This is a genomic window from Sphingobacterium faecium (assembly GCF_003054045.1).
Taxonomy (GTDB): Bacteria; Bacteroidota; Bacteroidia; order Sphingobacteriales; family Sphingobacteriaceae; genus Sphingobacterium; species Sphingobacterium faecium.
In genome coordinates this window covers 356825-371452 of sequence record NZ_QBKH01000002.1, presented here as the reverse complement: position 1 = coordinate 371452, position 14628 = coordinate 356825, and the positions used below count along the sequence as shown (strand labels likewise).

Sequence of the window (14628 nt, the reverse complement as noted above, 5' to 3'; positions counted from 1 at the left end):
TCTTTCTATTGGAAATATCCAAGCACGAACTCAACAGGAAAATGATTCCTGCTACCCATATGTAATTAATATAATTGTATTTCATCGCAAGCTATTACTGATTTGTTATCTACTTTATTCTTATAAATCCGCACTTGTATGGGCGTACCATTTGGTATGATCAATTTTTTTTCCAACCGCGCGACAGTCGTCCCAAACCTAAAATCTTTTGCTGTGCATGTCAAGATCATTTTACCTTCTGCAAATACTTCCACCCGATCAGGCATAGCCATACGATGTTTCTGATTAATCAAAAATCTCATGACAATCCCTTTCGACTTCCTATCTTTTAAATTTGTCAAAAAATCAATATTAAGATCTTCACCGACTAACAGCCAGCCTTGATTAAAGTCACTAGTGAATCCGGGCATATTGTCAGTTAACAGTCGAGCATCCTGATACATTTCACCCGACAGCATTCCCTTCACTTTTGGATGGGCAAAATGATTTCTTTTTAAAGGAGATTTCATTATATCATTCCATTCGGAGAGATAAGTTGAAAAATGACCATCCTCTTCCTTATACTTTAGTAAACCCTCATATTCCTTGTATTTTGCCAGTCGTCTTATATCTTCATCCATATCAACAGTATTTTTATTGCTATCTATCTGATTCAAAAATCCATTTTCGATACTGCTCCGATGGTAGACAATCTGTAATTTCGTATAGCTCAGAGCTGTCAGTAATTGATCAATCTTTGATTTTTCAGTTCCTGACAGCAGAGGTTTCAATTGGTTCAGGTCATGGTAAAAATTCATAAACTTTTCTGCATCAAAATAAGTGGCCATCGCTGTACGAAAAGAAACATATACATCCGAAGAAACATTATGCTGAAGCGCTATAGCCTCCATATCCATCATATAGGAACATAACACAGAGCCCGTTATTGGATAAAATTTTTGATAATACTGCTTTACCAGTTTTTGGACATCAAGAGTTTCATCAATCATTAATGCACTGAAGACATATGTCTTCACGTCATCAAAAGGCGAATAATCATAACCACTTCCATTTAAAAATATTCCCGTTACACCTATTTCAGAAAAATAACTCAGCTGTGCTTTCACACGTTGCAGAACAGGAGTGGGAGTCATGTAATCATCAAAATTTGCCACATAGTCCCAAACATATACCGCATTTGTTTTTGCCTTCCACCTTTTCACAGCATCGCTAAAATCGAAGACCTCTTGTTGCTTTTTGTTTAATATCGGGTTTTTCGGGAGGTCGATCGAACTGACAAATACGCCAGTATTTGTAGCCATTTTCTCCTTTGGAGCTTGTCGAGAAGTCTTATAGGCAGTGGTGAAAAAATAATGGTTTGGAAATTCATGAGCAAGTTTATTGACCAAGTATGTAACTGCGCCGGTAGCACTATGAGTCGTGTTTCCATGATCGATACATGAAGAACAAGTACAGACTAAATTATTATCATTCGGACTTATCATAAACCATTTGGCTTCTTTCTCTCCATGACCGTACCCATCTATAACGAAATTCGAAATTGCCTCAAAAGTCGATGTCGAAGAGAAACAGAACTGTTCTTTTGTCCTTTTTCCCTGCACCTCTGCTTGCGATTCCTGTGGAATACTTTCCAAGAAAACACGTTCCAGATGATGTCCCCACAATCCCCAATCCCCGTCGATACTTTGCGTGCACATAACCCCAGCATAATCCAGCTCGACATTCGGACGAAGATGTGGTTCCCGATATTTCATAAAAAAATTAGACTTGCGGCTTTTAAAATCAAGATAATTCGGAGGAAGATCAGCAATATCTAATCGATCATCCTGCCCTAATTTTTCTAGCAACAGATAAGACAACCATCTGAGCGTTGATCTATGTTTCGCAAATAGCGCTAATCTGCCTGTTTCATTTATTATTTCATAATCACTTTCCAAATCGGGCACCACCTCAAAATAAATGATCACATGCGATTCCTGCCCCTGTCGCTCATCCGAACGATGTACCATCAATTCATCATGTGCGAACTTTCTCTTTAGCAGATGATGATAAAAATAATCTGCCGCTTCCATACTTCTCTTATCACCATTAGATGCGATCAACAAGTACTTGGAAGAAAAATCAAATCCGTTTCCCTTTCCAATGCAGCTGTTCAAAAGATGAAAAAATATAAAAAGTATAATTACTTTAAAATGAGACATGAAGCTGGACATATAGATTATATAAATTGCGGTATGAAGTAGCAATGACCGATCGGTCGGTTTGGAAATTATACCAAGTGCCTATGACGCTTGCCCCAACATTTTTGGTTATCGATCTGCCTATTCCAGCCCCAACCATCGCATTAAACACATGGAAACTATTATACAATTGATTGTTTAACAAGTCAATATCCGGAGCATTACCGACACTTCCGAGAGCAAGTATATAATTTCTAGGATTATTCATCAGGTATTGTGCTTTAGCAACGACACTATAGAGGTAAAATCGTTCGCCTTCGCTATCCAGAAAAAAATTACTTAATTTTGCACTCAATCTGAAATCATCCATTTCTTTGGTCACCCCAATATTCAGATTCATTAAATTCTGATGGGTAAAAAATCGTCTATAGCCTAGTCCCACCTCCCCTTCCCAAGTTGGTTTCCAAGTATACATCGCTGCTGCATTCAGTGCGAGTTTTGCAAAAAACTGATTTGAAAGTGCTAGATCTATTCGAGTCGATAGTTGATCTGTCCAAGGATTTGACCATTCTACTTGACCTTGTATTCCCTTACCGTCAGCTCGCCCAGCATAATTAATCCGACCCGTGTACGAAGCACCCGAACGAGCCAATCGTGTATATTCCACTGTTGAGATCGATGATATGACATAGTCATCTCCAAATCTTGCTCTTAAATGAGAAATTCCAACATAGTTTTGAAGTGATTTTTGGCCGAGATAACTCAGATGGCTTTTGAAATCTTTTAATTCCAAAAGTGACGGTTCATAAAACTGTTGATAATGATACGCCGAGTCATACTGCTTGAGCCCTTCATAGGCCAATCCTTTCATATACCTCAACGTTTTATTCTCATCTTTATAATAAAGCGCTGTATCGATTGCCAACAAGGCCAACTGATGATCTTTCGTTTTCAATAATCTTCCAGCATAAACTTCAGTTGTATTGACAAACGTATTGATCAAGGGCTCATGATAAGGATTCAATTGCGCTTGTCGATGTAATAAGTTCCAAGAATCGTCCAATTTATCGACCTTGTGGTTCATTGCTTCAGCCAATTTAATGGTAAAAGTCAAATCCGATCCATGCTGCTCTACTCCTTGTTGAGCATAGCGTAACATGGCCTCATAATCCTTTAATTGATAAGAGAGATTGATCAGGTAAAGTAGAGCGTCGTGATTTTTTTCATCGATAGAAAGCCAACGTTCAGCTAAGTTCCGAGCAATGTCCAAATCATAATTTTCTTTAAACTTTTTGATCCATGGTCCAATTAAATCCCCATAACCTCCAATAAGCCGTTCTCGATCCTTTGGTAAAGCCCATCCAATGACTTGTTCATATAACCCAAGTGCATCTTTATAACGTCCCTGTTTATGATACAGATCTGCTTTTTTCAGTGTCAGATCAGCATCTTTGGGATTATTCGAAAGCATCTCATCTAAAAGCATGATCGCATTTGGATAGTTTTGTTCAGTCACATAAGCATGATACAGACCATGTTGAGCTATTTTCGAAGTTTCCGGATCACCATGCTGTATGATCTCCTTCCAATCAGAAATGGCTACCGACACTCTTCCATCCAACATATTCGCTTTTGCCTGTTGGAGCATGATGGTGACGTAAGATTGCTTAAGATCCGAATCAGTAGGGTATTTTACCATGTACTCACGAGTCAGTACCGCCACCTTACCATGAGCATTCATCTTTTTATAAATAGTAAGTTCTTTCATATCCAGATCCTTATTTCCGCCGACACTTCTTTTATGTTTTATTAAAGTTGTCAGGGCCTCTTCATATTGTTCTTTAGCAAGCAACTCACTAAATACATAGTCAAATGCTTCCCGATTTCCTGGAGAACCTGTGAATATCTTTCCATATAAATTTAGGGGATCATTATTTTTCGCATTTCGAGCAGCCTCCAATAAAAAATAGTTATACTGCGAGCGCAAATTGCTCGCTCTGCCATTTTTCATTTCCACATCCAAAAGACTAAGGATTTCCGAATACCGCTGTTGATGATCTAGAATAGCAATCTTTTTTTGTACAAAATTTTGATTTCCATCAAATTGATTCAATGCCCTTTCCGTGTAAACTAGCGCATTATTATAATCTCCTGCTTTGATATAATGATTGATCAGCGACAAGTAAGTTTCCGCTTGGCGAGGTTGATCATCAATCAATTTTTTTGACATTTGAATGGTTTCATCTATTTTCCCAGACTTTTTCACATCAGCAAGTCGTTGGTCCAATATATAAGATTGGTCTTTATTCAGATCACCATCCTCCGGATAAATCTGGACGATACGCTTTAGCAGGCGATCGGCCTCCACCTGATTTCCCATCTTACGATACAGATCGATTTTCTTTCGCCACAAACCCTTCCAATAGGGATTGACCTCCAGGAGTTCATTGATATAACAGATCGCGCTGGAATATCGCTGTGTCTCTGTCTCCACCGCGACCAACATGTGCTTAGCGTCCACACTGGCAGGCGCATACATTAAACATTTCACCAGTTCATAACGTGCCTGTTCATATTGCTGATGATGCAGGTGATATTTACCGACAAGCATTCTCATATCAGAATCTTTAGGATTTTTCCTCAGAAATTCTTCTGCCAGTTTTTTTCCCTCTTCCCATTTTCCTTGCTTATAGCGTTCATTGATTCTTGAGGCCTCCTCATTTCGTTCATTCGTTGTACCTGCACGTTGAGCATAGATGGTTTGACTGCCATATAGAGATCCAAAAATGACGATTAGTAGTCTAAAATATGTTAATCTTTTAAGCATTGTTTTTTACAGTATTAGCGTTATTGGATGGAGAAAATCCCTGTCTTGTCATTTGCCCCCATTTAAAATTGCTGCGAGTTAAATATTGGATATAGCCTCTCAGCGTGAATATGACGATCAATGGATGGTAGATAATTGCTTCAAAAGCCGCAAATACTACCAGCTTTAAGTATTCAGAAAAATTCCGGTACAATTTTTCTAAAATCAGATCATAAGATATCGTAATGATAGAAACCGCTAAGCCGAGCAGATAAACATACAGTAGCATCATCCAAAAAGTGTCATAATTGACCTGACCTGTAAGCAATAAAAAAAGTAGGAACAAAAAACCAAAAAACTCTATGATTGGAGCAAGGAACTCAAAGAAGACAATATAAGGCATCACCAAAAAACCCAACCTACCATAATCCTTATTCAGAAAAAATTTGCGATGATCGATGATAAATTGGAGCATCCCACGCCCCCAACGGGTACGTTGTCTATTTAAAACCCTGATATTGGGTGGACCTTCCGTCCAGCACAGACTGTAAGGACATTGAGCAATCCGATAGGATCTATTATTCTCCCGCATAAACGCTACCATACGAGTTGTCATATCCATATCTTCGGCATGCGAAGCCGAGTCAAATCCACCAGTAGCAACCACTACTTGGGTATCAAAAAGTCCAAATCCCCCTGACACATTTGGTACTGCATTGAGCATCGACCACCCCATTTTGGCGACCAGATAAGACCGGAGATATTCCGTTTCCTGAAACAGAGGAATTAATCGATTTGGAGGTTTTACACGCGTTATTCGACCTCGTTCAATGGTACAGCTATTCACCATACGCATAGTCGCTCCAACCGCAATCACTTGCTTATCAGAGTCTAGAACTGGAAGTATGATCTTTGATAAGGTATCTTCCGCAAGTATACAGTCTACGTCGGTATTAATAAAATAATCATATTGGGCCATATTGACCCCTGCATTCATGGCGTCAGCTTTAGTTCCTCCGTTTTCTTTATCTACGACAATCAACTTGCTAAATGTTGGATTGGTAGAGCGCAATACCCGATATACTTGTTTACAATAAACTTTGTACACATAAAAATAAGGAACCTCTTCCAGCTCAAACTCCGAAATCAGAATATCCATGGTTTTGTCTTTGCTACCATCATTTACGATAATCACTTCAAACTTCGGATAATCAAGATTTAGCAACGAATTAACACTATCATAAATAATGACCTCTTCGTTAAATGCCGGAGCGACGATTGAAATTCCAGGAGCTTCATCAGGAAAATTCTTAAGATAATCTTCTTCTCTTGCCGAATAATGAGACCGATACCGCCGTGTCTTGTAAAAACTCAGGATCATCAAGAGCACGTAGAGAAAAGCAAGAGCAGTCGCATAAAAATAGACGACGTAAGTAAAAAAATAAACCATTTGTGATAAGATTTAAAATGAAACGATTGCTTTCTCAGCAAAAACCTGATCCAAAAGGATATGCTCCTTTTCATCGCGACTTACTTCACGTTGTAATGTCCTGAGTACATGATCGCCCTGCTCTTCATGATTGCTAATCGCTCGGGCGATCAAAAGTTTGGTATTGGCATCAGCTGTTGCGTGATAAGCATCAACAAGAAATGATAAAGTCAGGTCACTTTTTAGTTTACCCATGGTTTTGATGATGGCAGTCCGCACCACCGTCGACTCCAGCGTATACCTAGCGATCAACTGTGCGGAACATGCATGATGTTCCAGTTCTCCCAACGTCAATACAACTTGAGTCCTCACATCTCTGTTTTCGTGTTTCTCAAGAAATTCCATTAAAGTTTCAGCGACTTCATGCTGTTTAAAATAGCCTATTTCTCTCACTATAAAAATGATATAATTTGGGTTTTTCGAACTGCTCACCCACCGCATCAGGTTGGGGAGTTTCCCCTCATTTGAACGCTTAATTAGCGTTGCATGCAATCTTAATTTATCGAGCTGGGTAAATTCATCATCAAAATTTTCCTCCATAAATCGAAAAGGATTGTACGTATCTTGACTGGTATATAAGTCGCGCGCTGTCTTTCGGATATACCTATTCTTGTGAAAAGTGGACTTTGAAAGTATCCCACTATTGATCCCATTATCCATATCACCAACGATCTGCAAGGCAGCCCTTCTTTTACCCACACCAGAAGTACGAATTCTTTTTTCCCAAAAAGCCATTAGATGAAGTGCTTGCAAACAATTCTTATAATTAATTGTGTTCAATTCACCACTTTGCAACATCAGGTTTTTAACAGCCAAAACAACGTCCGTAATGATCTCCGGTTTCCATCGTTTTGTATTCGAGATATCATAGTTCAAGAGCTGCTGGATCTCTTCGACGTCATAATTTGTTCTACTCTTCATGACGAAGATTAATTTTTCTTCAAAATGCGTTTTAGTTTTTGCTATCCGATTCGCTTTCAAATGGATCATAAGTCCCATATAAAGCAAACGTAGTATGCCATAAATAATAACCAATGCCAATCCCATAACCATAAATACGGTCATTCTAATGATGAAAGGATAACCATTATAGAGAGAGCTCAAGTAGCTCAAATAATAGAGATAATAATCGTAGTACATAATGATCTTTGTATTTAATAAAATTTATTCTAACACATCAGAAACCATCAGCACCGGACCAATTATAGCTGTCGTGTCGTAAAACAAAGTTTATATTTCGTTTCGATTTTATATGTCTCATATTCGAAGACAAGGTTGATGTGCACTATCTCAAATTAGTATAAAAAGAAATGAAAAAAATTAAAAACCACTCATTAACAATGCTTTATAAAAATTTAAAATGATTTACTGCAAAAAACATAGTGACCACATTTTACCTTTAAAAGAAAAAGTTTTTCCATCAGCAGTATACATGACTACCTTTAAAATAAGACATTTTAGGCTTGAGGAAAGTATGATTACTGTTCCTGTGGATCAATAAATTTTTTATCAAAAATTCCAGATGAAAGTATCTAGGAGAAAAGATTTTGGAGATTTTAATAGGACATCGGAAAAGATGGAGATCAGAACAAAATTTTTTTCCAGTATGAGCGTACATGATCACCTATAAAATTAGATATTACCATCCTGATGTAATCACCCATCGTTATCGAAGCGGATCAGTACATCTGTCTCAAAAAGTATATAAGAAAGGATTAGCGTACGAAATATTTCAGATTCTAACAAGATGTCAGAAAAGTGACGGATATGTACCATCTGATTAAAAGTTTTGATCTCGGAATCTATGCGCTCGCTGTAAAATATTTGAAAAGAGCATAGTCAGTACGTTGATCAGAAATTAGTTAAACGGCTGACTTCTTTTCAAATCTGAATTGATGCGGAGAACAACCAAATTCAGTTTGAAAATTTCGATAAAAAGAGGCTCTCGAACTAAAGCCACATATCAGTGAAAGATCTTCGATCGTATAGATAAGATCATCTGATCTCAATTGTCTAGCTGCATAATTCAAGCGCAACTGATTAATAAATCCATTAAAACCCCTTCCAAATTCCTGCTTTAAAAAAGATGCAACATGTGAACTTGGTATTTCGACTAGCTGACAAAATTTATCTTTATTCATGTCACTATCCAAAAATGCAAGAGTTTCAATAAAAATTTCGATTCGGAAGCGATAAGCTATTTCCTGATCTCTGGTTAGCAAGATGGATTTTCTTGTTGTAGTTCTTTTTTTTGAAGGAGTTGGAATCGTAAATGCACGACTTTGTTTACTGACAGAACCCTCGATTTGATTTCGATTATTTCGTCTAACTTGACCATATATAAGCAATAAAAAAGATACTGATAAAAGAAAAAATAAGTAGATCAGCATCAGAAGTTGACTTTGAATATGCATATTTATGCCATTTACAACCATTTGCAGTAATGATTTCATGCACAATCCTAACATAACAATAAATAGAGCATAGCCTGTTGCTGTTCGCAACAGCCCCGTTGAAAGTTGAACCAGTAGAGGTGAGATCACGGGACATAGCCAGATAATATACCCGACCAGCTGTACCAAACTAAAGAAGTGTAAAAATATAGCATACTCAAAATGATATTGATAACGCAGGGAAGTTTGGAATACGAGCAATGTAAAAATGAAACACGAAAAATAAAATGGAATTAAATGTTTCCATAAACCACGATCTGGTTTAGTCAGTCCCAGATCTTTTACCAATAAGAAAAAAGCAGGACCATAAAGAAGCCCCAAAGGAAAACATAAGGTTAAGTATAACCATTGTGAATATAGAATACTAGAGATATATCCAAATAACAGATGAAATATACCTAAAAATAATATAAGTGCAAGAGGGCGATAAAATGTCTGCTGTTCGCTTCTCATATCAATATAAATAAAAATTATATCTAAGCATAACAACAGTAAAATAATAACGGTCAATAGCATAATCCAATAGGTTAAGATTCATTATATCCAATAGTAAAGAGAGAATGTTTTTAATTTTTCCTCTATAGATGTAATTTATACTCAAATCTAGTTTAAAATCAGAAACTATTATGCTTGAATAAGTGCATTCTTTATAGTTGTAGTCAATAAACTACAAATCATATCGAAACATCATTTTATGAGATTAAAGCAAAAAATTACTTTCGCGACCATACATAGCTCGTTTTTTAATGAAGATTAAAATGCGTGGAGTCACCATAATAGACCAGCAGAATTGAGTGGTGCAATAGGCCGCTATCAGCATAAACACCGCTGACTTACATAGTAGATGTGTTTAGATTGTTTTTCATGATTACACAAGACGTAAAACCGTTATCTGCACGCCATGTATATTTACTTTAAACAGAACTTATTTCAGCTTAAATTGTTAAAATACTACATGAAGTAAATAAAACGATCGGTTGGCGTTATCCATATAGACGAGAAACTAATCGTTGGATGTAGGTGTGCGAGATTAAGCCTTTAGGATAAGGTACTCCTATTGATTTCTTTATTAAAAATAGACTTTTATGGAAGAAGAAAAAAATAATATGGATGCAAGGATTATATTGTATAATCAGCATTACGGATTTTTAGAAAATCCAACAAATTTTAGTTTTGATCGACATCCACATCGATTGATCATCAAAAATTATGCATTGCGAAATAAAGACAGAAAGATCTATGAAAACTATTTAAATGATTTTTTTCCGAACGAAGCAGTGCAGGAATTAGCTAATTTCGATGCCGAAATTCCACATGTTGTAGCTCTCAGCAATAAAGATTTAAGTGTATGGCTCTTGGAGAACCATGTGAAGTTGCTACAATCGGATATAAATGAAACGGACAAGGATGCTATTTTTAAAGTGATGCCTATAGCCGAGGGTGAAAATCCAGATGCTTACCTGGAAGAAGAAGGTGGATTTATTCTTAAAAACATTTCTCCATTAAAAATAATCGATTTTCCATATTCAGTTTGGTTGAACAAAAGTTCAGGCTATGCTCAAGATTGGAGACCATAAACTTTCACTTTATACCATTTAACTATGCTCTATATTTTAAACGAACAGACCTATGATCTGACTCCAACATTTAGCGAAAATCTGCTAGAAGATGGACACAATGTAGTCAAAACTACTTTTGTCAATTCCAAGAATGAAAAGTTCTACTTAATATCTAAGGCAGATGTAGCAGAGGTATTTTTTGATGAAAATGAAGTTGAACTTGATTCGGAACAAGCTATTCAGCGTATACAAGAATAAGCCTGATCAGTATCAATCGATTTGGAGTTAAAAGTGCAACAAGCAAGATAAGTTCTGGTAGGAAAGAAGATTTTTTCAGCAACGCCCCTCAATAAAGGGGCGTTGCTTGTTTAGTACAATAACGGATGGTTATGCTCAGGATTATTTACCAGATCTAGTTACCCCGATAAGTCGAATATCCAAAAGGAGACAATGTAATCGGAACATGATAATGCTTATTGTCTTTGATTTCAAAAACAACTTCAATAAAAGGATAGAAACTCGTTACATTTTTACTCTTAAAATAATCAGCCACTAAAAATGTTAATTTATAAATTCCGGTCGTGAATTTACTTTGTTCTAAAAAATCCTTAATTCTTCCATTCTCATCTGTATTCTTTTGATCAACCGAAGTCCATATTTTCTCTTTTTCATTCCATTTTGCAAGCTTAACCGGCACTTCAGGAGCAGGAAGTCCTGTAGAAATATCCAAAATATGACTCGACAACTGGTATGTCTGAGCTTGAGCAAATACAAAACTGCACGATATATACAGTAGGGTAATTAAGATTATTTTTTTCATGTTTATTTGTATTAAATTAATAGATCAAATTGTCAATTTTACTGGGCTACGATATCAAATTTTGATATTTTTGCCGCTCTTGCGATTATATCGTCATTTTCAGGTCCCCCTCCACCAAACACTCCAATTGCACCAATGAGATGATCTTTAAAATAAAGTGGACCACCGCCACCTAAAAGCAAAAGCTCAGGAAGATGTGCTAAATTTTCTGTGTTCGGATTAGATTTTGCATTTTTAGTAAAAATCAAAATAGCTGTTTGAGTTGAAAGTGCAGTGAATGCCTTTCGCCTTGACGCTTCCCAATTATGTGGGCCAACACCATCTCCTCGATTGATTAAAATAACCTCACCATTTACATCAACTACAGCAATGGATATCTATTTTCCCAACTCTATCGCTCTTGCCCTTACCAAAGTACTTAACTCATTAGCTCCTGTTAAAGTCATCTGAAAAGATGTAAAAACATAGATATCAATACTCTTTGATTAATCAACAGTTACCGATTGACAAACAGCGGTCGTATTAGATTGTGCAAACGATAATAATGGTATATATCACAACATAAGAAAATATATTTTTAAACGCATATTTTATTACAAATTTAGACTTTAAATTTTAGTAAGAATCTTGACCTAGATCAAGATTCTTACTAAAATTGTAATTACAGCGCAATTATATTTAACATATTTTTATTGCTCATCATCATTTAACCATTCATACGTTAGCATTATTTGTCGCCTTATTTATTTCACTATATTATGTATTGTATCCTCTATCGTATTCAGTTAGTATGCACCTATACTTCATAAAAGTCGGTTGTATAAGCAAAGAAATTTGGAACTTAGAATATATATCCAGATAAACAGTTGAAATCTGGAAAGGGCAAGAGCTATCTGATCTCATCCGAATGTTCATTCAATTCAACCCATAACTGTATCCACAACACAATATACGTCTTATCTCACTCCAATTGAATCTGTTTGATAGTCAACTCTCGTTTTAGATAAGCATTCTGGAAAAGTTGTTCGAATGTAGTTCATCATCTCTTCTCGAATATAACACCTTAGATCAAACGCCTGCCCTGAGTTGCGACAGCTCATCAAACAGCGAATCTCCATTGTTTTTTCTTTCAAATCAGTCACTTGCAACACATTAACTTTCCCATCCCATAAAGGATGATGCAGCAATAGAGCAGTCAGTTTTTCCCGCAATTGTTGTACAGGAATAGCAAAATCAACATAAATGAAAACGGTACCTAAGATCTCCGCAGTAGTTCTAGTCCAGTTTTGGAAAGGCTTTTCAATAAAATAAGTAATCGGTAACACCAAGCGTCGTTTGTCCCAGATATTGACCACGACATAGGTTAGGTTGATCTCTTCCACTTTTCCCCATTCCCCCTCTACAATCAATACATCATCCATGCGGATCGGCTGTGTAAACGCAATCTGAAAACCAGCCAGTAAATTGCCAAGCGACTTCTGTGCAGCAAAACCGATGATAATCCCCCCAACTCCAACACCTGTTAATAATCCTGCTCCGATTTTTTGCATACTTTCAAAACTCAATAAAATAATGGCAAAACATACGACAATAATGATAGCAACAAAAACCTTTCGGATAAACACAATCTGCGTTCTGATTTTTCTTTCACGTAGATTATTCTCTTTATTAATATCAAAGCGATGATATAGGTAATCCTCAAAAACTTTAATGGCCTGAATCAAAACTACAGCAAAAAAACTGACCAATAAGATTTCGTTAATTTTACTGACGATATGAAGTGTTGATACATTAAATCGACTCCATGGTAAAAGACCGTTAAACACCACTAAGGGAATAAATAGGCTCAAGATCTTGTTGAAGCGACGTATAAAAGATCGAAATAAGGAGTAGGAAGACTGTGCTATTGCCTGATAACGTAAAATGGGGATAAATAGGACTTTTATCAGAATACCGATCAGAAAAGAAAAGAGGATAAATGCCGTATTCCATAACCAAGCGGGAAATTTTTGTGAAAGTTGAATTAATTCTTCGTTCATCATTATTTTTCATTTTTAATGCTAACAATCTTATTCTCTATCTGTATAACGGTATGCAGAGCGTAACGTTTGTTTTATTTTAAAAAAGGCAGAAAAAAGACTAAAATATGATCTATTCCTATGATCGTAACTACGGCAATGGAATGCATGTGCAAATGATGATTCATGAAGCTACATCAATCAAAGACAATACCCCTACTTGATATTAAAATGTGCTATTCAGGGACATTCGATTTTTCAAGCATCAGGATGAGTTATTATATGGCTATTAACGCTGAGAGCCGAAGATCAAACAACAGACTGATACACGAGCAAAGCCGCCGCGAGATCTTCGATCGCCAGTCCCGCTGATTTAAAGAGCGTAATTTCAGTCGATGATGATCTCCCTTTAATCTCCCCACAGCAGAGTTCCTTGATGTCACCTTTTATGCTATCCGGGTCCAATATTCCTGTTGCAATTGGAATCGCTAGTTCCCCTGTTTCATGAAGTGCACCTGATCGCGAATCGACAAAGATGCTACTCTTCATAATGGCTATATCATCTACTTCTCGTGTTTTGGGCGTATGAGACCCGATTAGATCTAAGTGTGTACCCGCCTTAATCCATTCTCCTTGTATCAAAGGTTCATGACTCAGCGTAGCACAGGAGATCACATCTGCCTGACCGACTGCTTCCTTCAAATTATCGACATAGGTCACATGATTAAATCCTGCCTTTTGCAAGTCGGATACCAATGCCGCTCCTTTCGATGAATTTCTTGTCCAGATGAATACTTGATTATAGTGACGTACAGCCGAATGTGCTTGCAAAAGATGTTGAGCAACTTTCCCTCCTCCAACAATTAACAAAGTTTTGGCATCTTCTCGAGCTAAATAAGATGCTGCTAAAGCAGAGGTACAGGCTGTTCTTCGGGAAGTCAACCCTGCAGCATCCATCTGAGCTAAAGGTTGTCCCGTGACCGCATCCAATAAGGTATATAAGGCATGAATAGCCGGTAGTTGTTTAGTATGGTTATCAGGAGCGACAACAACTTGTTTGATTCCAATATAATTGTCCGTCCATGAAGGCATTAAAATAAGGGTATTTTCAGTTCCCTCAGCATTTTGATAAAAGTGATGATGTCGAACAGGCATCGTGAATGTTGATTGAAAAATCTGGCGTAGCGCTTCAATCAATTTATCGTATTTAAGTATAGCATCAATCGTTTCTTTTTCAATAATTTTCATATGTTCCACAGCATTTGGTAAAACCATAAACATAACTAAAAATAAGCAAGTCCAA

Annotated in this window: 11 protein-coding genes; 2 read left to right on the top strand and 9 right to left on the bottom strand. The window is 36.8% G+C overall.

The window, feature by feature from the left end; translation table 11 throughout:
• Positions 1–65: 65 nt before the first annotated feature.
• The 5 genes from C8N37_RS05975 to C8N37_RS05955 all read right to left on the bottom strand — a co-directional run bounded on the left by C8N37_RS05975 (position 66) and on the right by C8N37_RS05955 (position 9381).
• A complete protein-coding gene (locus C8N37_RS05975; RefSeq protein WP_170114486.1) occupies positions 66–2201 on the bottom strand; it encodes a DUF4838 domain-containing protein in 2136 nt (711 codons plus the stop codon).
• Positions 2188–5007 carry a tetratricopeptide repeat protein gene (locus C8N37_RS05970; protein WP_108158061.1) on the bottom strand — a complete coding sequence of 940 codons (2820 nt, stop codon included), beginning with the start codon at positions 5005–5007 and terminating at the stop codon, positions 2188–2190. Before C8N37_RS05970 ends, C8N37_RS05975 begins: the two co-directional genes overlap by 14 nt.
• Positions 5000–6436, bottom strand: coding sequence for a glycosyltransferase family 2 protein (locus C8N37_RS05965; RefSeq protein WP_108158060.1), 1437 nt, complete (start codon positions 6434–6436; stop codon positions 5000–5002). Before C8N37_RS05965 ends, C8N37_RS05970 begins: the two co-directional genes overlap by 8 nt.
• A gap of 12 nt (positions 6437–6448) precedes the next feature.
• Positions 6449–7615 (bottom strand): HEAT repeat domain-containing protein, encoded by a 1167-nt coding sequence (locus C8N37_RS05960; protein ID WP_108158059.1) that lies wholly within the window; start codon positions 7613–7615, stop codon positions 6449–6451.
• 722 nt (positions 7616–8337) lie between these two features.
• Positions 8338–9381: a helix-turn-helix transcriptional regulator gene (locus C8N37_RS05955; protein ID WP_170114485.1), complete on the bottom strand. Its 1044-nt coding sequence runs from the start codon at positions 9379–9381 to the stop codon at positions 8338–8340.
• 632 nt (positions 9382–10013) lie between these two features.
• Here C8N37_RS05955 and C8N37_RS05950 point away from each other — a divergent pair.
• Positions 10014–10505, top strand: coding sequence for a hypothetical protein (locus C8N37_RS05950; RefSeq protein WP_108158057.1), 492 nt, complete (start codon positions 10014–10016; stop codon positions 10503–10505).
• A 24-nt stretch (positions 10506–10529) separates the two neighbouring features.
• The gene (locus tag C8N37_RS05945; protein WP_108158056.1) at positions 10530–10745 is read left to right on the top strand and encodes a hypothetical protein; all 216 of its coding nucleotides are present in this window, start codon (positions 10530–10532) and stop codon (positions 10743–10745) included.
• 154 nt (positions 10746–10899) lie between these two features.
• Here the strand turns inward: C8N37_RS05945 and uraH are convergent, their stop codons facing one another.
• From uraH to lhpI, 4 genes are all read right to left on the bottom strand, one after another.
• Positions 10900–11307 (bottom strand): hydroxyisourate hydrolase, encoded by a 408-nt coding sequence (gene uraH / locus C8N37_RS05940; RefSeq protein ID WP_108158055.1) that lies wholly within the window; start codon positions 11305–11307, stop codon positions 10900–10902.
• A gap of 38 nt (positions 11308–11345) precedes the next feature.
• Positions 11346–11678 (bottom strand): heme-binding protein, encoded by a 333-nt coding sequence (locus C8N37_RS05935; protein WP_261775280.1) that lies wholly within the window; start codon positions 11676–11678, stop codon positions 11346–11348.
• A gap of 585 nt (positions 11679–12263) precedes the next feature.
• A complete protein-coding gene (locus tag C8N37_RS05930; protein ID WP_244914350.1) occupies positions 12264–13349 on the bottom strand; it encodes a mechanosensitive ion channel family protein in 1086 nt (361 codons plus the stop codon).
• Positions 13350–13634: 285 nt separating this feature from the next.
• Positions 13635–14573 (bottom strand): bifunctional Delta(1)-pyrroline-2-carboxylate/Delta(1)-piperideine-2-carboxylate reductase, encoded by a 939-nt coding sequence (gene lhpI, locus C8N37_RS05925; protein WP_108158414.1) that lies wholly within the window; start codon positions 14571–14573, stop codon positions 13635–13637.
• Positions 14574–14628 lie beyond the last annotated feature (55 nt).

Excerpts from the sequence above, each read along its gene's own strand:
- C8N37_RS05930 (WP_244914350.1), bottom strand. The coding sequence starts at position 13,349 with ATGATGAACGAAGAATTAATTCAACTTTCACAAAAATTTCCCGCTTGG.
- uraH (WP_108158055.1), bottom strand. The coding sequence starts at position 11,307 with ATGAAAAAAATAATCTTAATTACCCTACTGTATATATCGTGCAGTTTT.
- lhpI (WP_108158414.1), bottom strand. The coding sequence starts at position 14,573 with ATGAAAATTATTGAAAAAGAAACGATTGATGCTATACTTAAATACGAT.
- C8N37_RS05970 (WP_108158061.1), bottom strand. The coding sequence starts at position 5,007 with ATGCTTAAAAGATTAACATATTTTAGACTACTAATCGTCATTTTTGGA.
- C8N37_RS05975 (WP_170114486.1), bottom strand. The coding sequence starts at position 2,201 with ATGTCTCATTTTAAAGTAATTATACTTTTTATATTTTTTCATCTTTTG.
- C8N37_RS05955 (WP_170114485.1), bottom strand. The coding sequence starts at position 9,381 with ATGAGAAGCGAACAGCAGACATTTTATCGCCCTCTTGCACTTATATTA.
- C8N37_RS05950 (WP_108158057.1), top strand. The coding sequence starts at position 10,014 with ATGGAAGAAGAAAAAAATAATATGGATGCAAGGATTATATTGTATAAT.
- C8N37_RS05945 (WP_108158056.1), top strand. The coding sequence starts at position 10,530 with ATGCTCTATATTTTAAACGAACAGACCTATGATCTGACTCCAACATTT.
- C8N37_RS05960 (WP_108158059.1), bottom strand. The coding sequence starts at position 7,615 with ATGTACTACGATTATTATCTCTATTATTTGAGCTACTTGAGCTCTCTC.
- C8N37_RS05965 (WP_108158060.1), bottom strand. The coding sequence starts at position 6,436 with ATGGTTTATTTTTTTACTTACGTCGTCTATTTTTATGCGACTGCTCTT.